Source organism: Rhizobium sp. NFR07, from assembly GCF_900111905.1.
Taxonomy (GTDB): Bacteria; Pseudomonadota; Alphaproteobacteria; order Rhizobiales; family Rhizobiaceae; genus Neorhizobium.
Genome location: NZ_FOKM01000011.1, coordinates 212,649 through 234,357, shown reverse-complemented (window position 1 = coordinate 234,357; position 21,709 = coordinate 212,649). Strand labels below are relative to the sequence as shown.

Here is a 21,709-nt window from a genome sequence, read left to right as displayed (position 1 = left end):
GTTGACCCACTTACCTGGCTGCGCCACGTGCTCACCGAGTTGCCTCAACGCCACGAAGCCGACGACATCGACGACCTGCTTCCGTTCAGCTTCTCCAAAACCTCAGCCAATTGATAGACCCGGATATCGCTTCGCAAACGAGGCCGCTCCGGTGCTGCCGCCTACGTCAATGTGCATGGAAAATCGCGCTTACGGTTGATGAAAAGACCCATTGCCAGCAATACGGCCCGGAGATTTTTCAAAGCGCTTGCAGAATGGCGCCGCCTATCCGCGAAGAGACGTTATTTGCGCCACTCGATCGCGCGGCGAGCCCTCTCAAAGTGCACTCAAGGGGTACGCTAAGATGAGCGCCGTCGTCACCATCGATTTCGCAATTCAATGGGATAAACCAGTTTATGTTGGACGAGGTGATCGGCTCGATATGACGATCGTCGGCCCTGGTGATGCGATCAGGTATATGCGGACAGAGTTCAGAGCCAAGCATGGCCCCGCTTACTGGCATGCACAGAACCTCTGCCTTCACGCGCTTCTGGGGCAGACTGATCCACGCGCCGCGAGACAAGCGTTTGTCGATGCTTGGATGGATCAAGTGTCCACCGATTTCGCGGACGAGAGATAAGCATGCGACCTACAACTCTCGTGCGTCGAAACGCTTGAGAGATCGGCTTCCAGGAGGTCAGCGTTGCCCGAGGCGCTCCTCACAGATCGCCTTTACTAGCGATTGAAGCACCCTGATCCGCTCGGTTACCCATGCGAGCTCTTCCGTCGTGATCTCGTAATGCGGGGAGTATCGAGCACCGACATAGGCCCAATCAAGCCTCTCGAAACTCCTGCGCGCGAATTTCGTGTCGCGCGGCCAGGCTCCGATCAGTCGCGGCTCTATTCCTTCTGCTGCGGAGCGTAGCGATTTCAGTCTGTGGGATTTTGGGCTGTAAAGGGACAGGACGAGTAGCACGCAATGGTAAGCCTCCTCCGTTGCTTGGTGGAGCATGAAAGCACCGTGGCGCCATATGTCCTCCTTAAGCATTAATTCGGCGCCGCGGTACGCCTGTTCGGACAGCGAAAACCACTGCTGGAAATATGCATCCGCTTCCGCTCTTGCATCCTCTTCGCTTAGCGGCTTCGGCGCGGTGAACGGACGGCCTTCCTTTTCATACAGCGCTTTGCCATCCCGCACGATGTCTATAAAAAAGGGGCGCCCCCTGGACAATTGAGTGTTGATGTCCTGAAGAGTGTGGACGATCACATTGACCGGCGTTTCGATCCTTTTGGTGATTGTCATCTCGCGCAGGAAGTGATCCGACACATCAAACCAGAGCTCGTTGCCTTCGGCCACGCTTTTGAGGTTGACGACGACCAGGATGTCATAGTCGGAGCGATAGCCACTTTTTCGATCCTCGACCCAGTCACCGCGGGCGTAAGATCCGAACAGGATCACCTTGAGAATCTTGCCGGCTCGCTGCTTTTCCGACAACTTTGTTCGCTGCGCAGTTTCAAATTCCTCGAATAGTATTTTGAGGACACGGGCAAGCTCGCGCCGTTTTCGCTGGGGGAGATAGCCGATTTCCGGGATGTCATCCGTCATGAAATAGGTGTTTTCTTTATCTGCATTGCCGACATCGAAAGTACCGGCATCCATGTCATCTACCCAAACAGCTTTCATCGCTCACCTCCTTTGCGTCAAGGCTTTTGATCGCGCCCGGGCCGGTACGCGATGTCCCTTAACGTGCGTAGTCGTCACGCTCGCCATAACGGCTTCGACCAGTCGACGATCGCTGCTGCGACTGACCCTGCTGCTGCTTTCGATCCATCTCAGCCTCCGGCTGCTTTTGCTGTTGGGGCTGCGCCCGCTTTCCGAAGACTGATTGGTCGACGGGATCAGCCGATCGTCCCTCCCCTCGAGCTTCGGCCTGCGCGGACGCTCCCGGTCCTTCGGCGATTTTACCAGCGCTCGTCAGCCGAGCCTCCAGACGCATCCTGGCATCATGCCGCGCCGCATTTATCTCGAGCGCACCCAGCTTGGGTGTCTGCGCCGCGGCCCTAGCTTGCTTTAGAGCGGCGACCATCGACAAAACCGCCGATCCGAGGCTGTCTGACGGCTCGCTTTTAGAGCCTTGTCGATTGCTCTTTTCGTCTGAACCATAATCGCGTTCCTTTCCGCTCGCCGCCATTGGTGTCGGCTGACTTGTCGCGCGCTGCGTCTCGGTCGCGATAACGCTGGCTTTGTAAGTTTGAGGGTCTGGCTGCGTTTCCGGCTTCGACCCCATCTGCGGGACATTCGCCGCCACCGCGTTCGTAGCTGGGACGGGGAGCGAACGGGTATCTGATCTGGTGGTCGCCGTCGCTTCGCTCAAAGCATCGGCGCCCTCTCGGACGTGAATCTTTTCGGCCTCATCGATGCGGCTCAACATTCTTTGCGCATATCTTCTGACTGCGTCGCTATAATTCGGGCGCGTCAACTCCTCCCAGGTCTGCCGGGCGGTCCTTGCTTGCGCTTTTGCTGCCTTGCCGGTTGCCGCCATCGGCTGGTCAGATCGTTTGGCTGCATATCGACGTTGAGCGGCCGGGCTGGTCCCTTCATGCTCTGTTCGACCCTCAAAGCTGACCGGGCGAACCTGTCGGTGTGTGTAGGCACGAGCCGAGGCGCTCTCTGCGCGAGCGACCGTTTCCACCTTCATATCGTTGGCGCGGGCACTTTGTGCAAACGTCTCACGCCAGCGGTTGAGATCTGTGACCCACACATTGAGCCGGTCATCAAAATCCGAGCGTGTGGCAATGACCGCGTGGGCGTGCAGATGCGGGCGCTTTCCACCTTCAGCCTGCGGTTTTGGATCGCGCTCGGGATCGTGAATCGCGAACACATAGCGGTGCCCATTGAACTCCCGAGCCAGGAACGCCCGTGTGGCTCTTTCAAACTTCGTTTGATCGGCATCCTTTCCGGCTAAGATAACAAGGTGCAATGTGTCGCGCGGCGTCCGGCTCCCGAGAAGCGGGCGCCACATTGTCTGGACAATCTTGCTTGCAGCCTCTCTGCTATCGACAGGCTGGTTTTGATGATCTCTGACCTCTTCGGGAAAACGCCCGACCAGCATGCGAAGCGCCGCCGCACCCCATCGCGTTCCATGCCCGTGGCTGTCAAACTGCATGGCGATTTTAGCAGCATCGCCACCGACGGCTCCGACAAGCCTCTGTTCTATTGCATCGGCACTGCTTCTGTCTGGCTGAAGACGTCCTCTGGACGGCGAACTTAGAACCACAACTCCTTCAATTCTGAGGGCGCCAGGGCTTCGCCTTGCCGCGAAAGCAAACGCACGATCACCGAATGCATCTCCGACAAGCTGATTAGCCGACACTGTATGGCCAGGACCGCTCACTTCCAACGTGAAGGTCGCGAGATCGTGCGTGCTGGCCCGTCGAACCATTACGTCAGCCCACTCTTTGGCAACTGCGCCTGGAACCTCGGTGCCCTCCAACTTTTCTCCACGGTGGTTTTCGATCGCTGTTCGACCGTCCCGGGCGATATAAGACACTAGGCGATTTGCGCCCGCACCCGAGCCGAAGCCAACCACTTTGATGACCGCCGGGCTCGCGCCGCTCGCTAACCCCAAAAAACGCTGCTTAATGCCGAGCTGCGCAGACAAATCGCCTGCAGAAGCGCCCCGGTTGCCGCCGACCGTCGATGTGGATGCGGGGGCGCTGCGCGATGCGACCGATGATCTGGCTGTCGTCAAAAATGACTTAGCGGAAAAGCTTGATCGGCGTTGCAGATCCTCGACCAACACGCGACGTTGCTTTCGCCATTCATCCTCCTGGATCGGATCAACCCGCAGCATCATTCGCCTCGCTTAGCCGCCCTCTCACTGGGTTTACACAGGCCTTCAGTTCAACGCATAGCGCAGCGACCGTCCTGGACATCCGCTGGACGTCTGCCTTGACCGTGTCCTCAAGGCTTGTGTCTCCCCAGTTCAGCGCTCGGATATGATCCATGAAAAGAAGCCCGTCATTCCTCAACTCCACACGGAGATAATGCAGGATGAATAGGTCCTCGTCGGAGAAGAAAGGCCGCACTTCTGCGCGCTCAAGCGATGCAAACAGCATAAATTTCGAAACGGTCAATTTCTGCCGGGATGCCTTATCGGTGATCGCCAGATAGTCGGCCTCGGTCGCATGAACGCTGATCACTCTTGCCTTGCTATTCCGCATCCTACCCTCCCAAATGTCGGAGCCATCTCAGATGATATGAATGCCATCAAAAATTGCAATTATTTTATTATGCAACCGCAGGTCATTGGTAACTCGGTGGCGAAAATCGCTGTGCAGGACAGCCGTCGATCAAAGTGGGATTAGATGATTTATGGTCGAAAGCAGAAAATTCGGAGAGACGGACTCAAAAGCCGTGTGGCACAAATCGCGGTGCGCGGCTATTCACTGCTGAGAAATTCAATGAGGAAAAAACAAAATAGATTTCATTGTGAGGTAACCGTCATAAAATCTTGACGTTAACTTCGTCTTTAGATTTGACTTACCTCGGCGCCAATTTTCCGGCACTTATCTCGTCAGTATTGTTTTTGGGTACATCATGAAATTTGGCACAAGTGGTCTTAGAGGCCTCGTATCGGATTTAGAAGGGCGTCCCACGACCCTATATGCGTCCGCGTTTGCTCGACATCTTTTAGAAAGCGGCAAGGCAAAGCTTGGTGATACGATCCTCGTTGGTAGAGATTATCGCCCCTCCAGCCCCTCGATTGCTGCCACTTGTATCGGAGCTCTTTCACGCGCAGGGTTCCAGCCCCTTGATTGTGGTGCTTTGCCTACACCTGCGCTTGCCTTTTTCGGACTGCATATCGGTGCGCCTTCGTTGATGGTCACAGGATCTCATATTCCTGCCGACAGAAATGGCATCAAGTTTTATCGCGCTGACGGGGAAATCGACAAGGCCGACGAGGGTTCCATCACGAGAATCGCTGAGGTCCTTGAAGCCCAGGACATAGTTAGTGAGCAGATGAGCGCCCCCGACGTTCGCGAGGCGGCTATGTCACTTTTCCGTTCACGCATTGAATCGATTTTGACTCCGCGCGCGCTCGCCCGTCTGCGGGTCGGTGTCTACCAGCACTCCACTGTGGCTCGTGAGATGCTTGTGGAGACGCTGGTATTGTTCGGTGCAGCTGTTGTCGAACTGGGGTTCTCCGAGAGCTTTATTCCCGTTGATACAGAGGCGGTTTCGAGCGAGACAGTGCAACAAATGCAAGCTTGGGCTAAGGAGTATAGCCTCGACGCAATCATCTCGGCGGACGGGGACGGAGATCGCCCCCTTGTAACGGATGAAACCGGCACACCAATCCGCGGCGATTTACTCGGTTTGATTGCCGCGCGCTTCCTCAACGCTCGCGTGCTCGTTACACCGGTCACCTCCAATTCGGGAATCGAAGCGCAGGGCGACTTTAAGGTAGTGAGGACGAAAGTGGGCTCACCTTTTGTCATCACCGGTATGGAAAACGCGGTTCAAAACGGGTGTCCGCTAGTTATGGGTTTCGAAGCCAATGGAGGAACGCTCGTAGCCACGCCCTTCCCGCTGTCTAATGGCGAGCTTGCGCCATTACCGACGCGTGACAGTGTGCTGCCCATTCTTGCAGTCCTGAAGATTGCCGCTCAATCTCAGGAGCCACTGTCTCGCTTAGTCGCTAACTTCAATCTGCCCTGTGCGGTGGCCGACCGGTTGGAAGACTTTCCAGTTGAGACTAGTGCTGCCTTGATGGCGTATCTCCGGCAATCTGACGAGCAGTTGGCCGACTTTCTCGCCCCGCTCGGAAAAGTGCATAACAAAACGGATATTGACGGCCTTAGAGTCACTTTGTCCGATGGTAACGTCGTGCATTTGCGGCCATCTGGCAACGCACCGGAAATGCGGTGCTATGTTGAAGCTAAGAACGAGCAGGCAGCGTCAAATCTTCTCAATGCAACTTTGGAAATCATCCGAGCGTGGGCGTCGGTTAATAACCACGTAAGCTCGATATAATCGTTAGGGGCAGTACAATGACAGACAAAATTATTCCGGTCATCATGGCCGGCGGCAAGGGCACGCGTCTTTGGCCTCTCTCGCGTTCCAGCGCGCCAAAGCAGTTTATTCAGTTTACGGGCGAACGCACGCTGTTCCAGGCGACCTTGCAACGCGTGTCAGACAGCAGCATCTACGCCGCTCCGCTCGTCATCACCAACGAGGATTTTCGGTTCTTGGCGGCAGAGCAGGCCAGAGAGCTTGGAATTACGCTGTCTGACATTCTGCTAGAGCCCATCGCTCGCAACACGGCGCCAGCTATCGCCGCCGCCGCCTCCTTTGCGATTAAGAATTTTGGTGAAGAAGTTATCCTACAAGTACTTGCTTCAGATCATGAGATTTCGGCTGACGAGCGCTACCTCGACGCAATCCGAACTGCGATAAGGGCCGCGCGTGATGGCAAGCTGGTGACTTTCGGCATAACTCCGAGCGAGCCCGCGACCGGTTATGGCTACATCGAGGCGGGAGAGGCCTTGGTTTCCGGCGCTTCTGCGGTGAAGCGGTTCGTTGAGAAGCCAAACCAAGCTTCTGCCCAGACAATGCTCGATGCAGGTAAGTATTACTGGAACTCTGGGATCTTTATGTTCTCAGCGCGAAAAATTCTCGCCGAGATCAGAGCGCATTCGCCGTTGGTTGCAGACGCGGCGTCAGAGGCCGTCGACAACGCTAAACGCGATTTGGATTTTACACGACTTGACGAAAGTGCGTTCGCCAAAGCGCCTGATATCTCTATCGACTACGCGGTTATGGAAAAAACTTCGAACGCCGCCGTTGTGCCGTCTTCTTTCGTTTGGTCCGACATGGGAAGCTGGGACGCGGTTTGGAAACTCGGCGACCGCGATGCAGACGGTAACCTTACGATCGGCAAAGCGTCAGCAGTCAATACGCGGGACTCTTTGGTAATCTCGAGGACCCACCACATTGCGGTCCAGGGCCTTGAAGGAATAGCCGTCATCGCGAGCGAGGACGCTGTATATGTTGGCAGGCTTGATGAGAGCCAACATGTCGGTGCGCTAGTCAAACATCTCGCATCAACCAAGGCTACCGAGGCACTTACGCAAAGCCACCCGACCTCATATCGTCCTTGGGGCGGCTACACTTCGATACTGAACGGCGACCGGTTTCAAGTGAAGCGCCTGTTTGTCTCGCCTGGCAAGAAATTGTCTTTACAAAAGCACCATCATCGTTCCGAGCATTGGATCTGCGTCAAGGGAACAGCTGAGGTGACTGTCGGCGACGAGGTCAAAATCGTTCGGGAGAACGAGTCCGTTTACATCCCCCAGGGCGAAGTCCACCGCCTCGCTAATCCTGGAAAGATACTTCTAGAGATGATCGAGGTCCAAACCGGGTCGTATCTCGGCGAGGATGACATCATCAGAATTGTTGACGAATTCGGCCGCGGCTGAGCCTATTGTCTTCTGCCCGTCTGTCGCATAACCACCTTAACATCAGGTCTTGTCGCCGACCGACCCGGTCGGCCGTCCACTAACTAGCAGAGAGAATATTATATGCGTATTGTGATGGTTGGTTCGGGATACGTTGGGCTTGTATCCGGCGCTTGCTTTGCAGATTTTGGTCACGACGTGATATGCGTTGATAAAGCGGCTGAAAAGATCGATGCCCTTAAAGAAGGCCGCATACCGATTTTCGAACCGGGCCTAGACGAACTCGTAGCAACGAACGTCAAGGCCGGGCGCTTATCTTTCACTACAGAGCTCGCGCCTGCAGTTGGCGATGCCGATGTCGTCTTTATCGCCGTTGGAACACCTTCACGCCGTGGAGATGGACATGCCGACCTTGGCTATGTCCACGGCGCCGCCCGCGAAATTGCTGAAGCTATCAAAGGCTTTACTGTTGTCGTCACCAAATCGACGGTCCCCGTCGGCACTGGTGACGAGGTCGAGCGGATCATCCGCGAGACCAATCAAGACGCGGACTATGCCGTCGTATCCAATCCAGAGTTTCTGCGCGAAGGTGCCGCAATCGAGGACTTCAAACGTCCGGATAGAATTGTTGTCGGCCTGTCCGACGACCGTGCGCGTGAGGTAATGACGGAAGTCTATCGTCCGCTCTATCTCAACCAGGCCCCCCTACTGTTTACAAGCCGACGCACCTCGGAGCTGATAAAGTATGCCGCCAACGCGTTTCTGGCCATGAAGATAACCTTCATCAACGAGATGGCGGATTTATGCGAACGAGTTGATGCTGACGTCCAGGATGTATCACGTGGCATTGGACTTGACGGTCGTATCGGATCGAAGTTCCTGCATGCAGGTCCTGGTTACGGTGGCTCCTGTTTTCCAAAGGATACCCTTGCGCTAGTCAAGACCGCGCAGGATTTCGAGAGCCCGGTGAGGCTCATCGAGACCACTGTCGCGATCAACGACAACCGCAAACGCGCAATGGGACGCAAGGTGATCGCTGCAGCCGGCGGCGATGTCCGAGGGAAGAAAGTCGCGATCTTCGGACTTACCTTCAAGCCAAACACCGATGACATGCGAGACAGCCCGGCAATCGCCATCGTTCAGGCTTTGCAGGACGCCGGTGCGATCGTTTCGGGCTATGACCCGGAAGGGATGGAAAATGCCAAGCAGCTGATTGATATCGAATATGCTGACGGTCCTTACCAAGCGGCCAAGGGTGCTGACGTCGCTGTGCTTGTGACAGAATGGAATGAATTTCGGGCGCTTGATCTCCAACGACTTAGGCTGACTATGAAGTCCCCAACAATGGTCGATCTACGCAACGTATACCGTGCCCAGGACGTGATCGCGAACGGCTTTACGTATCACGGCATCGGAAAAAACGGTTAGAATGTCATCATCATAAATCCCGTGCCGCTCCATACTGCAGGTATTTCCACGGACAGGTTAGATCATGGCATGTAGTTCTTTGAAACCGTATCGTTTTGCGGGCGCTGTGATCTTTCCGGAAAGGACTATAGCATGGCCGTCTCAGACGCTTTTGTCCCTGCTTATGAGGTATGAACCCCTCGAAGAACTCGTATGCCCATGACACCCGCTGAGCATCGGCCGCACTGGAAGGGGTTCCTTGCCGCTTACCGAACGACGAATGGATGAAGCGCGCGATAGCACGCTGGGTAATCCCCCCGGTAATTAACGGGCTTCAAAAGTAGAATTTTCTCGGGCTTTATGATCGAGGAGATTTTGATGAAGACGAGCAGATTCAGCGAACCGCAAATCCTAGCCATCCTGCGCCAAGCAGAAGGTGGGGTCCCTGTGCCCGAGCTATGCCGGGAACATGGGATGAGCACAGCGTCCTTTTACAAATGGCGATCCAAATACGGCGGCATGGACGCGTCGATGATCAGCCAGATGAAGGCTCTGGAGGATGAGAACCGTCGGTTGAAGAAGATGTATGCCGAGATGAGCATGCAGGCAGAACTGCTGAAGGAGGCTTTGGGAAAAAAATAACACGGCCGTCTCAACGCCGAGAGATGGCCGGGAAAGCAGTGGCATTGCGCGGGGTGAGCGTTGCGCTTGCCTGCCGCACCTTCGCGGTCAGCCAGACCTGCTATCGTTACAGCGCCAAGCTGAACGACGAGAACGAGCAGATCGCCGATCTGCTCGTCGGCTTAACGCGGGCAAAGAAGACTTGGGGCTTCGGCCTGTGTTTTCTTTATCTGCGCAATGTCCGGGGACATCGCTGGAACCACAAGCGCGTATACCGCATCTACCGCGAGCTTGAGTTGAACCTCAGGATCAAGCCACGCAAGCGTTTGAAGCGGGACAAGCCCGATCCCTTGACTGTGCCGGATGCGCCGAACCTGGTTTGGTCAATGGATTTCATGGCGGATCGTTTGGAGGACGGTAGGCAATTCCGGCTGCTGAATGTCCTGGACGACTTCAACCGCGAGGGGCTGGGCATCGAGGTAGACTTTTCGCTGCCTGCTGAACGCGTCATCCGCAGTCTGAACCAGATCATCGAATGGCGCGGAAAACCGTTCGTCATTCGTGTGGATAATGGGCCTGAGTACGTCAGTGGCAAACTGATGGAGTGGGCCGAAACGCAAGGAATCGCCTTGAGCCACATCCAGCCCGGAAAGCCGCAACAGAATGCCTATGTCGAGCGCTACAACCGCACCGTCCGACATGAATGGCTCGACCAATACATCATCGAAAGCATCGAGGAGGCGCAGGAATTCGCCACGCAGTGGCTCTGGACGTATAACAACGAACGGCCCAATATGGGCATCGGCGGCATAACGCCCGCACAGAAACTGAAAATGGCCGCGTGAATTCTACTGCGGAGCCCCGTTAAAAACGGGGGGATTACCGCTGCATCTGCTCCGACGACATAGTGACGTATGGCAGGGTCGGTATATTCTGCCGCGGGAGATTGGTGTCTGGCGAAACTCTCAACGTCCGGCCTCGACAAAACGCAAACAGTTGGACTTATGGGAACGCCCAACGCGCGAGCCCTAGCACGATTAATCTCCGCGACTGAGCGCAGAGCAACCTGCTTGGGCAGTGCTGACGAGCCGCCGGTTCCTTCACGGAAACCGACTACTGCGTTTAAAAAACAGTTAGCCCCCTAATTCCCTACGCTGTCAGGACGTGCACTATCTGGACGCGGCTCTCCCGGTCCTATTCGCTTGCACTCCCAATGCCTTCGAATAGCTTGGGCAGCTCTTCGCGATACCACTTGTGGATCACGTTTCTGGAGCGGCGCTCGCGCTTGTGTTAATCCAGCCTCTCTGAGTTCCGAAAGAACTCTCGCCAGCGCCTCCTTGGTGAGGGGTGGCTGATAAAGGTGGAGCCAGTTACTGCCGACTTCGCTAGCAAGCTCCTCAAGGTTCGGCACTGAGGGTGCGATGACCGGCGTATCTAGAGATAGGGCAGCGAGCACTGAGCCTGAGTTTGTGATATCCCATTGATTGAGTAGAATTGCTTTACAGCGGAGAACGGCGTCCACGAAGCCTTTGTCAGAAAGAGCGCCCAACTCCAGAATTACACGTTCATCTTCACTGTTGATGTTCCTCAATTTTTCAACGGTCTTTTGGTCCCCGTCGCCAGCCACTAGAAGTGTCTGGTCACCCGGGATATGGCTGAAGAGTTCGGCGGCATGATCTACACGCTTGGAAGGTCTCATCCTGCCAACCATCCCGATAGTGTAAGGCCCATCGTTAGGAGTGATCGAAGGCTTGTCCCGAAGCCGATTGTAAATGTCGCGGTAATGTGGGTGTAGGATAACCTGGCTGACCGCGTAGTCTTGCTCGGACGCCACCAGTTTCTGATCATGCTCCGACATGGCAAGAACCAACGTCGCGGAGCGACGAGTAATCCAGTTGGCCAAACGTGATACGAGTAATTTCGGCCCAGAGACTGATTGATGGGGGGTGGCATTGTGCAAGGTCGTGATCACTATTCCTCGCCTCAGCTTAATTCGAAGAATATTGACGCTGAGCATAAGCGTTTTAGCAAGAGGACCTATCCAGCCGTCCCCTTGCCCCCAGAACACTCCTTCAGGCCAGTGAATATGGAGCGCGGTAATTTTTTTTGGAAGCGATAAACTATGCCGGTAGTCATCGACCACGATACCGTCATCTTCGAACCGACTATACAAAAGCTCCAAGTATGGGTTGAACGGATCACTTTTGGGCCACGCCGAAAGGAAAATCAGGGGGGTCATACAGTTCGAACCTTTGACATGAGTGTGAAAGCGACCTCCCGCTTGGCAGCAAAACAAAAGAGAACTGCAAGGTACGAGGAATAGCATCCGCACACTGCCGCAGATAAGAACAAAGGCGATCCGGCCTCGACATCGACGGGGACTGACATTGCGATAAGCAAGGTCCCGAGACATGCGAGCATGTGGGGGAGTAGAAGTTTGAGAAGGTCGCGACTTGAGAAGTGACCGCGGGCACCTGCCCATCTTATAGCGAGAGGAAGGCGAAAGCAGAGCTCAGTCAAAACGTACGAGATCGCTAGCCCAATTACTCCCCACTGAATCCCGATCAAAAACCCAGACACGGTCACGGGGACAGATGTAAGACCCAATCTGGCATACTCCTTACCCGCGCCTTGGCTCACGAATATCCAACCCAGTGAGTAGGTCGCTACCTGGACGACCCCGGCAGCTCCAAGCCACGCAAAGATATCAGAAGCACCAGACCAGCTTGATCCGAGTAGAACCTCTACCGTAACGTGGGAGTATACCGTAAGCGCAATCACTGGCGGCTGGATCGCTGCTAGAAGAATGGTCAGAGTGACCCCAAACAGTCGTCTGAATTGGTGTCCATCCTCGCCGCAACGCGCAAGGACAGGTATTAGAACTCGCCCAACCGGGTTGACGACTTCGGTCACGGGGAGGAGCAGCAGGCGATAAGCTCGGTCGTAAAGCCCAAGTTGGAAAATGCCCTCATATTTGGCGATAATCCACTTATCCGCATTGCGGGCGATAGCGTTGGCAACGTTGTGAATGGTTACGCTCATGCCGAACGAAATCATCTCTTTCAATCCGGCATCTAGCGCCACTTTTCGTGGAAACCATCTCGTTGCAAAGGAGGCAACGAAGATAGTGACTATCGGATCTACCAGTAACGGAACGACCAATGAGCGATAGTCTCTCGTAAAATAAGCAGTTAAAATCATTATTGTTGCAGACGCCACTGCAGACACGAGATCTCTTGCTGCCATTAACCGAAACCGCATTTCCCGAAGTAATGAAGCTGCAGCTTGGTTCGCTATGGCGCCAAGGAGTAGTCCAGCGGAGAGGATGTCAACCAAGCTCTGAAGCTCTGCGTGATGAACATAGTCCGTATAAACACGCATACTCGCAAGGAGCCCAATGGCGACTAATGCACTCAAAACAATCGACGCGACGAATATACCGCCTCGTTGAGTGTCAGTGACCGTCTGTCTCTGGATAAGTGATTGTGAGATGCCGGCACTTTGAAGTACCTGACAGATCACAAAAAGAGGCATGGCGAGCGCAACAATCCCGAAGTCGGCCGGCGCCAGGATTCTTGCTGTCATAATCGCAGACGAGAAGGAAATTATGAGCTTGGCTACTTGCACACCGCCGGAGTAAATGATCCCGCGAGACGCTATCGCTGCGAAGCTCATCGGAGGATCTCGTCTGCTTCCGGCAACGACCACAGGTCCCAAGGAAACGCATCGAGCAGCCTTTGATGGTCGAATATGGGTGGCGGCATCCCGCCCATTTCAAGCGCTTCTTCTACACTCTTTGCGAATGTAAAGTTCTCTCGACCCGTTCCATAATAGTAATCTTGATATTTAAATATATCTTCAGAAGGCGACAGTCTAACGTAGCGAGCTGGAATGCCGTATGCTTCGGCGATCACTAGACCATGGAGCGAACTAGCAACGATGAATTTCGATCTGATGATATGATCAATGACAACATTCCATCCCCACAACGGACTCAGGGTGTTTGGCTGATGCCGAGAAGCTTCCAGATCGTGCAGATTGGGAACGAAACTATATTCGCGGTCGGCCGTTCGCTTTACAAATCTAGGGAACAAGTGTGGAATCAGTAGACCCGGATCGCCGTAGATTTTCGGCACTTGGATGCCGCGCTTAGCTAGGAAGTCTGCAGTTAATGGCCCGCGGACAGCCCGCACGTCGAGACTTTCAAACCGGTGCATTTGCTCTGGAATTTTCCCGTTTACGCCGCTTCCCCAGATTACATCACCATTCTCCGCAAAGTGCAGCACAGATCCAATGGCGAGCAGGCGTTTAGCAACCATGGTCTCGTCATGTCTTGTTCGTCCGCCCGCCATCAAAACACGCTCTACGACAATCTTAGCCAAGCAATCTCCGAAATTTATTCGGCCATCACCAGGCTGCCAAGAGAAGACGTCAACTCGCGGATATATTTCTACTTTCGCCGGCCGAGAAAAGGATTTGGTAAGTCTTCGATACACACTTTTCATCATTTCACTTTTCCTAGCCCATTATTCCCAAGAGGCCCTCCCCTGCAACGCGCAGCAGGAGAAACCGACCGGCCGTCGATGAAGCAACTGCCTTCCCCGTCTCCATATCCGCTCACGCTTCTGACCGAAACGACAATTCGAAATCGATCGGCTTTCAGGAGCGAGCGAGACAGAGCTTGTTCGCTGCCTTCAAGAAATTTGAAGATGGGGATGGCGCTGCGGATAGAGAATTCGTTCACCCACCTCGCCCCAAGAGGGGAACGCTCGGGCCGAAATTTTCCCCACGTTTTCGAGTGCCAGTGACATCGCCGAACGGATGCTCTCCGTATCGCCGGGCTGGTATCCGTATCGCCCCCGCGATGACCCCATCGCGAAATTCGGACAGACAGTCGGTTTCGCAACATGCTCAAATTGAGCGAGCTTTAAGCTCGAGTCGCCCAGATATTCCACGCCCGGCCCACAACGATATGGTGCGATGCCGATGGAGGTGTGAGTAATAAACGGAAGTGTTGCCCGAAAAGGCATTTCCGAGTGGAATATCACATTCCTCGGTGCGTCAAATTCTGTGCCGCTACCAATGATGTGAAAATCGACCTCAGGAAATAGTGGGGCCGCTCGGGTAAAAAAGTCTGCGTCGAAGAGCATGGACCCGACTGAAACTGCGTTTAATTTATTAGTAAAAGGCGACGGAGATACACTATGGTAGTCATCGCTGTTAACCCCAAACTCAGCCTTGAACATCTTCCCGCGCGCCCATTTCAAGAAAGGCGCCATTTTTTCTGAACGCACGGATACATGGTCAAACAAATCGGACCACTCGTGCTCCAGTTTGGCCGCGAGCGAGTGGTGAGCGCCAACCGTCTCGAGCAAGTCAGTGGCATAGTAGATGATCTTTGCATGGCTGTTCAGGCGCTTGATCCTCGGCAAGTAAATTACAGCAACGCTCGATTCGACTATTACGAAATCGGCTTTGGAGACGATCGTATCAAACGTCTTGTCAGGAGTTTTAGCATAAATGGCGAAGGCCGCGGGCATAAGCCTGTCAAGAAATTGTCCATTAGTAGAAAACGGATGTAACAGCGTCCGCTGCAAGTAGCAGTTAACGCCCCGCTCGCTCTCGACGACATTCGAGCGGTTCCAAAGGAAAAGACGCGAATCGCCTTTAATCTTTGAGAGATAGCTATAGCGGGTGGAGAGAAAGGACACGTCATATCCCTGCTGCGCCAAACCGGCCGCAACATGGTGGATGCTCGCGCGCTTCATCGTACGAAAGTCATGAAATGCCGAAATAAATACTACTTTGCGCATATCTTCGCATTCCTAGTCGTGGCAAATGTTAATCGCCGCTCACAACGATTATGTAAAGTGAGAACGCCCAATAATCCTTACGTTTCGCTAGCGCATGGCTGTATCTTGGTATTTCCAACACAACAGAACATCAGGATCACTTTTTCAGCAATGGAATCCGCCACACTCAGGCGCCTATCCATGTGGCTTAGACCCAAAAATCGCAAGTGATTTTCTCATATACCGTTAATTCACAGCGGTATCTGCAGCACGTTTACCTAACTTCTCTATATCCACTTGACGAAAATGATCTTCGTGCCATACCAACACACAAAATTACACAGTATCAACAGATTTATATGAGCTTTCATGCGTATAACACATGTTGTGCGGCAGTACGTTCCTTACCACGGCGGCCTTGAAACCTCCGTCCATAATCTAGCTCGCCAACAGGTTAAGCTCGGTCATTCCGTCAAGGTCGTAACGCTTGCCCGGCGGCTACATGGCCAATCGGAACAGTTGCCGCGCATTGATAAAATTGACGGTGTTGACATCGTCCGACTCCGTCATTTCGGCTCTTCTCGCTATCCGCTCGCTCCGCAGGCGATTTTGCATACCGTTCGAACGGACATCCTGCACATTCACGCGATAGACTTTTTCTTCGACTTCTTTGCGATCGTCGGCCCACTGATACGCCGGCGGATGGTCGTCTCAACCCATGGAGGCTTTTTCCATACGGAGAGGCTCGCAACCCTCAAAAAAGTCTACTTCAAGACGGTCACCCGTAACAGCATGCGTAGCTACGGCGCGTGCGTTTGCATCAGCGATGGTGACTACTCGAACTTCACGAGCTTACGCGAAAATGGCCTAGTTGTTGTTCATAACCCTATTGACCTGGAAAAATTCGCTCCGCAGGCGCGCAGCGAAATGGCCACTCGGACTTTGGTATCCATCGCCAGATTTTCTTCCAATAAATGCCCAGAAAAATTGCTCGATCTGCTGGCTTCCCTCCCTCGAGAGGAGTTGTGGCGGTTGTGCTTCATAGGCGTTGAGGGTGACATCTCGGCAGCTCAACTGCGACAATCAGCGGTGGAACGTGGCTTAGCCGGCCAAGTTGAGATCCACGTCGGCCTTCCTGAGAACGAAGTTCGGCAGATCTTGGAGAATTGCGACGCTTTCATAAGCTCGTCCTCTTATGAAGGCTTTGGCGTCGCAGCGATCGAGGCAATGTCGGCCGGACTGCCGTGTATATTGAGTGATATCCCGTCATATCGAAAAATCGTGAGCGAAAGCGGCCAGGGCCTGATCGTTGATTTCGACAGTCCAACTGATGCAGCAATACTTATCCGCCGATGGTGGGACGAACGTGGGGCGGACGTTAAATCCATTGAGACGCGACGGGAGTACACGCAGCAATTTGGTCCTGCCAGCGTAACCGATAAAGTCCTCGACATTTACCACAATGTCCTTGGGACCGAGGTAAGAATGATTGCGGGCATGCCGGTCTCTGTGTTCCGGCGAAATGACGCAGTGGAGCACCTTGACAGGATCGAAGCTGGGCAACAACGAATAGTTGCGTTCGCAAACACTAATTTCGCGACTACAGCAACTCGCGACACCTTAGTCCGCGACAAGCGTCTCCTCTTTTTCAACGACGGTATCGGCATGGACATCGCAAGTTTGATTTTGTACCGGTCGCCATTTCCAGAGAACCTAAACGGTACAGACTTCACTAGCCATTTCCTTGCGACAAGCAGGCGTAATTGGCGTGTCTATCTACTCGGAGCTACTCCTGACGTAGTATCCCGTGCTTCTCTTGCTCTGAAGACAAGATTTCCGAACCATGAGATTGTCGGTTTCCGCGACGGTTATTTCCCGGCAAGTGAAAGCACTAGGATTGCAAGCGAGATAAAAAGCTCCGGCGCCGATCTGTTGCTCTGCGGTATGGGCAATCCGGTCCAAGAGGAATGGCTTCTACGCCACGGCGCGGAGACTGGCTGCACACTGCTTATGGCGGTGGGGGCCTATTTTGACTTCGTTTCGGGCGACAAACCTCGTGCCCCTGCGATGGTTCAAAAGGCTAGGTTAGAATGGTTGTTTCGTCTATGCATTGAGCCCCGGAGACTTTTTCGGCGATACACGTTAGGATTGAGTCACTTCCTGTGGATGGTTGGGCGTCAGTTTCTTCGGGGCGAGCGGTCATAGCTTTAGATGATCAGAAAAAGCTTCCTGTCCAAAGGACTATTCTAATTACTTGTCCCCCAGTCTTTCAAATATCCTCAATCACCATGCGTAAGTTGGTGAATATCACAGTCTCCGCCTTTGTTTACGACTATGTATCACTTATTGCAAATGCACTTTGCAACGTTTTTCGCCTTAGACCACCCTTCTGCATTGTTTCCCCGCTTAAATTTGACGTTTACCGTAAGCATTATCCAATAATACTGAGAAAATTTATACCGGTTGCAAAAGTATTAATCGTCTATTAATCATCCCTGTAACCAACGGTGTTGTTGGTTTTCCATAGGGAGATTTCAATGATTGAACAAACGGGTACAAACGGGGCCGATGTCCTGGTTGCTGAGGCTGGGGTAAACAAGCTCGTCGGTAAAGGAGGGAACGACATTCTCATCGGCCGCAACGGTCAAAATGACCTGTTGATTGGCGGTGCCGGGAGTGATCTTCTGATCGGCGGTCGTGGCGCAGATACTTTCCAATTTGGGAAGGAAGCAAACAACAATGACGTTGACGTTATTCGTGATTTCAAATTTGAGAACATGAATGACGCGAATAGCGACAAGCTGTCATTTCGGTTCTTCGAAGGCAATAATTTCAAAATCACGAGCGTTACTGCGGATCCTGACGCAGCCGGCAACTCGTTCAACGGCTTTGAATTCTCGAAAAACAGCGAGAAGATGTTCGATCTCAAAATCTCGATCTCGTTCGAGGACGGCGCGCGCGGCACGATCCATCAGGACATTGTGATCGTTGATGCCCTGAAGAATAAGGGCTGGCACGCTGATGCCTGGACCGACTACCTGTCCAGTCTTGTCCCGGATAATCACGATCCGATCACGATTAACTATCACGATTGGTCCGCTACGAGCACTCCGACTGCCTAAACCAATCGCGGGCGCGCCTTGCGTGCCCGCTTTTTCTCTCTCTGAAGGGCAATGTCGTGGCGATTGGCGGATGGTCTGTTTTTATTCGAGACTCGGGTTTGAGGAAGGCTGCGGCAGCCATCGTCATCTCGAGCGCTGCTATCAACGTATTAAACCTAAACGGCTCCCTTTTTATGCTGGAAGTGTATGACCGTATACTTCCCAGCAAGAGCATGCCGTCTCTAGTAGCGATTTGCTGTTTGTGCGCAATGTTATTTGCGGCTCAATGCGCATTCGACATAATCCGAGGGCGTATTTTCATCCGCATCGCCTCCCTTCTAGATCATCGCTGGCGCTTGGGAGTCTTCGATGCATCGATCTCCCCTGAAGCTACCGCTGCAGGAACGGATCGGTTGTCCAAGGTTAAAGACTTCGACGCGGTCAAGTTCTTCCTCGCCAGCCCAGCGCCTTTGGCGCTGATAGACCTGCCCTGGCTACCTCTATATCTCCTTTTGTCATTTACCTTCCACCCGTTAATCGGGCTTACGATCTTGGGGGGTGCGATACTCCTCGTTTGCCTCACGCTGTTGACGCATTTCGCCACGAGGCAAACATCGAAGGAGTTGACGGTATTTGGCGCCGAAAGAATTGCGCATGCGCAAGCGAGCGCCCGCAATTCGGAGGTGTTGCTGGCAATGGGGATGGCGAATAATATGGGCCAGATCTGGTCCAACAAAAGTGAACTCTTCTCTTCTTCGAACCGGCGGCTTACAGATCAAAATATAAAGTATTCATCGATCTCAAAGACCACCCGCCTGGGTCTTCAATCCGTCATCATGGCAGTAGGCGCATACGTTGTTATCAAAGGTGATGCTTCAGCTGGAGTTATCGTAGCAAGTTCAGTCCTCTCTGCGAGAGCGCTTGCTCCTCTCGACGCTGCAATTGCGAGTTGGCGCCTTATCAACTCAAGCTGGATGAGCCTAGGCCGGCTTCTTGCTGAAGTGCCTGTTGCGCACGATAAAACGAAATTATCGCTGCCCCGTCCAACGATGCATCTCTCAGTCAGCAATCTCGCTGGCCGGGCGCATGGGCAAGCTACAGATATAGTACGTGACATCTCGTTTTCGTTGGAGGCAGGAAGCGGCGTTGCTGTCATTGGTCCCAGCGCGTCTGGCAAATCGGCCCTTGTGCGTCTACTCATTGGAGCATGGGAAAAATCGCGTGGGACCGTGCGATTGGATGGCGCGGAGCTGGACCAGTGGGACCGCCAGTCTCTAGGAGCGCACATCGGCTATCTTCCACAGTCAGTCGAATTGTTTTCAGGGACGGTAGCAGAAAATATTGCGAGGTTTGCTGCGGATGCTTCTCCCCAAGAGGTCTTGAAGGCTGCGAGCGCGGCAAACGTCCACGAACTCATTCTTCGACTACCAAATGGCTACAACACCGAAATCGGAGACAACGGGTGTAACCTATCGGGCGGACAACGGCAAAGAATAGCTTTGGCTAGAGCGCTGTTTCGCGACCCGTTTCTGGTAATTCTTGACGAGCCGAATTCAAATTTGGATGGAGAGGGCGAAGACGCTTTGGCCAACGCCATCCAGTCCGTACGCGATCGCGCCGGGATCGTCATTGTTGTTGCTCATAGACCAAGCGTCCTTGGGAATGTGAACCTTGTGGCAGTCATGCAGCAGGGACGATTAACGGCCTTCGACCGCAAAGAAGTCATCTTCGCACCGCCTGCACAACGCGACTCCAGAGCGGCAAGCTCCGATAGGCACATGCTAAAGGTGGTCAGCGACGAACACGGAGACGCATCATGACGGCCCTTCCCCCCTCTGAGGAACGCTCGCTGGTCCGGCATTCGACGGCTGCCATCGCGCTTTGTCTTTTTGTGTTTGCTGGAGGCGCTGGTTGGGCCGCTACAATGTCAATCAGCTCAGCGGCAATAGCTCATGGCCTGGTCGCTGTTGAGCATCGCGTCAAGAAGATACAGCACGCGCTTGGCGGAAACGTTTCAGAGGTTTTGGTCACTGAAGGGGCAATCGTCAACCAAGGCGACGTCTTGATCAGACTCGATGGAGCTACGGTCCGCGCGAATCTCGCAGTCGTCAGCAATACAGTGGCACAATTGACAATACGGCAAGCGCGAGCGCGAGCACAGTTGGTAGGATCGACAAATTTCTTATCACCCAGTGGACTTGGCGTAATCGCGGAAGCGGACGCGATCAACGCCTTTCAAGAGGTCGAGCAATCGATCTTTCGGAATAAACTCTCGAGCCTCAACGGTATGAAGAGCCAGCTCCGGTCACGTGACGAACAGCTCCGGGAGCAGTTGAATGCTCTGGACGTTAGAAGAGATGCGTCTGAAAAACAGGTCGCAATATTGCAAAGTGAACTCACGTCCGCTGAAGCTCTTTTGAAAAAGGGGCTAGGGCTCACGCAGCGGGCTTCAGCTCTCGCGAAAGACTTGGCGGATGTTCGTGGCACTTACGGCGAGACGCTGTCGCGGCGTGCGGAGGCGCTCGCCAAACAAGCCGAAGTTGGGTTGCAATTATTGCAACTCGACGAAGACTATCGTAGCAGCGCCGCGCAGGAACTCGCGCAAATCATGAAAGAATTGACGGAAGCGCAAGATAAGCGGATCGCTATCGTTGATCAGTTAGATCGACTTGATATCCGGGCTCCCGTGTCGGGTAAAGTACATCAACTTAACATTCACGCTCGTAACGAAGTGGTTGAAGAAGGGGTGACTTTAATGCTTCTCGTTCCCCTTGATGAAAAACTGATCGTTGATGCAAAGGTAGAAGCGTCTCTCGTCGACAAGCTTTCTGTAGGTCAAGACGCGCGGCTTCGGTTCCCCGCGTTTGATCAACGAGTGTCGCCGGAAGTGCTAGGTAGCGTTCTGAACATTGCCCCTGACTCAGTTGTGGATGAACGAACGGGACAAAACGTTTATCCGGTCCAAATTTCCCTCTCAGCGCGCGAACTTGATGGCCTACCCTTACATCCAGGCATGCCGGCTGAGGTTTTCTTTTCAGGAAAGTCGCGGACAGTCATGTCCTACCTGATTAAGCCCCTCACAGATCAGATGCAGCATGTCTTCCGCTATGAACACTAGCTAAATCGCAAACGCTGACTGGCCGGCGGCTCCTTCAAAGAAATATCAGCGTCACGACAATCAATGAGACGGCAGGACAGCTTATATCCGAGGAGATCGGTGTCCTGTCTGGCCCTTCTCGTTGCCATTGAGCCACCCGGTCTACGCTTACATTTCCACGGGCTCGACATCGGCTGCGCAGATAAAGAGTAAGCACGCTTCCTTTCGCCCTAAACGACCGTGATATCGAG

General features: G+C 53.7%; 17 protein-coding genes. 10 read left to right on the top strand and 7 right to left on the bottom strand.

Features of this window, described 5'->3' with window-relative positions; all coding sequences use genetic code 11:
• Together BM216_RS22465 and BM216_RS22460 are read left to right on the top strand one after the other, a co-directional pair.
• Positions 1-114: transposase domain-containing protein (locus tag BM216_RS22465; RefSeq protein WP_143102828.1), on the top strand; the 114-nt coding region annotated here is incomplete at its 5' end.
• Positions 115-343: 229 nt separating this feature from the next.
• Positions 344-619 carry a DUF982 domain-containing protein gene (locus BM216_RS22460; RefSeq protein ID WP_093001446.1) on the top strand — a complete coding sequence of 92 codons (276 nt, stop codon included), beginning with the start codon at positions 344-346 and terminating at the stop codon, positions 617-619.
• Positions 620-676: 57 nt separating this feature from the next.
• Here the strand turns inward: BM216_RS22460 and BM216_RS22455 are convergent, their stop codons facing one another.
• The 3 genes from BM216_RS22455 to BM216_RS22445 all read right to left on the bottom strand — a co-directional run bounded on the left by BM216_RS22455 (position 677) and on the right by BM216_RS22445 (position 4,203).
• The gene (locus BM216_RS22455; RefSeq protein WP_093001464.1) at positions 677-1,585 is read right to left on the bottom strand and encodes a HEPN domain-containing protein; all 909 of its coding nucleotides are present in this window, start codon (positions 1,583-1,585) and stop codon (positions 677-679) included.
• Positions 1,586-1,721: 136 nt separating this feature from the next.
• On the bottom strand, positions 1,722-3,836 hold the full coding sequence (locus BM216_RS22450; protein WP_093001445.1) for a hypothetical protein: 2,115 nt from the start codon (positions 3,834-3,836) through the stop codon (positions 1,722-1,724).
• Positions 3,820-4,203 carry a hypothetical protein gene (locus BM216_RS22445; RefSeq protein ID WP_093001444.1) on the bottom strand — a complete coding sequence of 128 codons (384 nt, stop codon included), beginning with the start codon at positions 4,201-4,203 and terminating at the stop codon, positions 3,820-3,822. The genes BM216_RS22450 and BM216_RS22445 overlap by 17 nt, the downstream gene beginning before the upstream one ends.
• Before the next feature lie 376 nt (positions 4,204-4,579).
• Here BM216_RS22445 and BM216_RS22440 point away from each other — a divergent pair, with 376 nt between their 5' ends.
• The 4 genes from BM216_RS22440 to BM216_RS22425 all read left to right on the top strand — a co-directional run bounded on the left by BM216_RS22440 (position 4,580) and on the right by BM216_RS22425 (position 10,313).
• Entirely contained in the window at positions 4,580-6,016 is a 1,437-nt protein-coding gene (locus tag BM216_RS22440; RefSeq protein ID WP_093001443.1) for a phosphomannomutase, read from the top strand.
• Between the two features lie 17 nt (positions 6,017-6,033).
• Positions 6,034-7,461 (top strand): mannose-1-phosphate guanylyltransferase/mannose-6-phosphate isomerase, encoded by a 1,428-nt coding sequence (locus tag BM216_RS22435; protein ID WP_093001442.1) that lies wholly within the window; start codon positions 6,034-6,036, stop codon positions 7,459-7,461.
• A 102-nt stretch (positions 7,462-7,563) separates the two neighbouring features.
• Positions 7,564-8,868 carry a UDP-glucose dehydrogenase family protein gene (locus tag BM216_RS22430; protein WP_093001441.1) on the top strand — a complete coding sequence of 435 codons (1,305 nt, stop codon included), beginning with the start codon at positions 7,564-7,566 and terminating at the stop codon, positions 8,866-8,868.
• Positions 8,869-9,225: 357 nt separating this feature from the next.
• Positions 9,226-10,313 (top strand): IS3 family transposase gene (locus BM216_RS22425; RefSeq protein WP_093001440.1). Its coding sequence is split into 2 segments (ribosomal slippage): positions 9,226-9,487 and positions 9,487-10,313, totalling 1,089 coding nucleotides; the frame shifts between segments, so codons are not numbered across the junction.
• 296 nt (positions 10,314-10,609) lie between these two features.
• Here BM216_RS22425 and BM216_RS22420 read toward each other — a convergent pair.
• From BM216_RS22420 to BM216_RS22405, 4 genes are all read right to left on the bottom strand, one after another.
• Positions 10,610-11,707 carry a glycosyltransferase gene (locus tag BM216_RS22420; RefSeq protein ID WP_093001439.1) on the bottom strand — a complete coding sequence of 366 codons (1,098 nt, stop codon included), beginning with the start codon at positions 11,705-11,707 and terminating at the stop codon, positions 10,610-10,612.
• A complete protein-coding gene (locus tag BM216_RS22415) occupies positions 11,704-13,143 on the bottom strand; it encodes a lipopolysaccharide biosynthesis protein (protein ID WP_093001438.1) in 1,440 nt (479 codons plus the stop codon). Before BM216_RS22415 ends, BM216_RS22420 begins: the two co-directional genes overlap by 4 nt.
• Positions 13,140-13,850 carry a polysaccharide pyruvyl transferase family protein gene (locus BM216_RS22410; RefSeq protein WP_210217060.1) on the bottom strand — a complete coding sequence of 237 codons (711 nt, stop codon included), beginning with the start codon at positions 13,848-13,850 and terminating at the stop codon, positions 13,140-13,142. Before BM216_RS22410 ends, BM216_RS22415 begins: the two co-directional genes overlap by 4 nt.
• Before the next feature lie 312 nt (positions 13,851-14,162).
• Complete coding sequence (locus BM216_RS22405) at positions 14,163-15,281, bottom strand: GumK N-terminal domain-containing glycosyltransferase (protein WP_093001437.1); 1,119 nt, start codon at positions 15,279-15,281, stop codon at positions 14,163-14,165.
• Positions 15,282-15,629: 348 nt separating this feature from the next.
• Here BM216_RS22405 and BM216_RS22400 point away from each other — a divergent pair, with 348 nt between their 5' ends.
• From BM216_RS22400 to BM216_RS22385, 4 genes are all read left to right on the top strand, one after another.
• Positions 15,630-17,465 (top strand): WecB/TagA/CpsF family glycosyltransferase, encoded by a 1,836-nt coding sequence (locus BM216_RS22400; protein WP_093001436.1) that lies wholly within the window; start codon positions 15,630-15,632, stop codon positions 17,463-17,465.
• Between the two features lie 332 nt (positions 17,466-17,797).
• On the top strand, positions 17,798-18,382 hold the full coding sequence (locus BM216_RS35065; RefSeq protein ID WP_093001435.1) for a calcium-binding protein: 585 nt from the start codon (positions 17,798-17,800) through the stop codon (positions 18,380-18,382).
• Positions 18,383-18,438: 56 nt separating this feature from the next.
• Positions 18,439-20,181, top strand: coding sequence for a type I secretion system permease/ATPase (locus tag BM216_RS22390; RefSeq protein ID WP_093001462.1), 1,743 nt, complete (start codon positions 18,439-18,441; stop codon positions 20,179-20,181).
• Complete coding sequence (locus BM216_RS22385; RefSeq protein WP_093001434.1) at positions 20,178-21,479, top strand: HlyD family type I secretion periplasmic adaptor subunit; 1,302 nt, start codon at positions 20,178-20,180, stop codon at positions 21,477-21,479. Before BM216_RS22390 ends, BM216_RS22385 begins: the two co-directional genes overlap by 4 nt.
• Positions 21,480-21,709: the final 230 nt, after the last annotated feature.

Coding starts and splice junctions, on each gene's coding strand:
- BM216_RS22460 (WP_093001446.1), top strand. CDS start 344: ATGAGCGCCGTCGTCACCATCGATTTCGCAATTCAATGGGATAAACCA.
- BM216_RS22455 (WP_093001464.1), bottom strand. CDS start 1,585: ATGACGGATGACATCCCGGAAATCGGCTATCTCCCCCAGCGAAAACGG.
- BM216_RS22450 (WP_093001445.1), bottom strand. CDS start 3,836: ATGATGCTGCGGGTTGATCCGATCCAGGAGGATGAATGGCGAAAGCAA.
- BM216_RS22445 (WP_093001444.1), bottom strand. CDS start 4,203: ATGCGGAATAGCAAGGCAAGAGTGATCAGCGTTCATGCGACCGAGGCC.
- BM216_RS22440 (WP_093001443.1), top strand. CDS start 4,580: ATGAAATTTGGCACAAGTGGTCTTAGAGGCCTCGTATCGGATTTAGAA.
- BM216_RS22435 (WP_093001442.1), top strand. CDS start 6,034: ATGACAGACAAAATTATTCCGGTCATCATGGCCGGCGGCAAGGGCACG.
- BM216_RS22430 (WP_093001441.1), top strand. CDS start 7,564: ATGCGTATTGTGATGGTTGGTTCGGGATACGTTGGGCTTGTATCCGGC.
- BM216_RS22420 (WP_093001439.1), bottom strand. CDS start 11,707: ATGACCCCCCTGATTTTCCTTTCGGCGTGGCCCAAAAGTGATCCGTTC.
- BM216_RS22415 (WP_093001438.1), bottom strand. CDS start 13,143: ATGAGCTTCGCAGCGATAGCGTCTCGCGGGATCATTTACTCCGGCGGT.
- BM216_RS22405 (WP_093001437.1), bottom strand. CDS start 15,281: ATGCGCAAAGTAGTATTTATTTCGGCATTTCATGACTTTCGTACGATG.
- BM216_RS22400 (WP_093001436.1), top strand. CDS start 15,630: ATGCGTATAACACATGTTGTGCGGCAGTACGTTCCTTACCACGGCGGC.
- BM216_RS35065 (WP_093001435.1), top strand. CDS start 17,798: ATGATTGAACAAACGGGTACAAACGGGGCCGATGTCCTGGTTGCTGAG.
- BM216_RS22385 (WP_093001434.1), top strand. CDS start 20,178: ATGACGGCCCTTCCCCCCTCTGAGGAACGCTCGCTGGTCCGGCATTCG.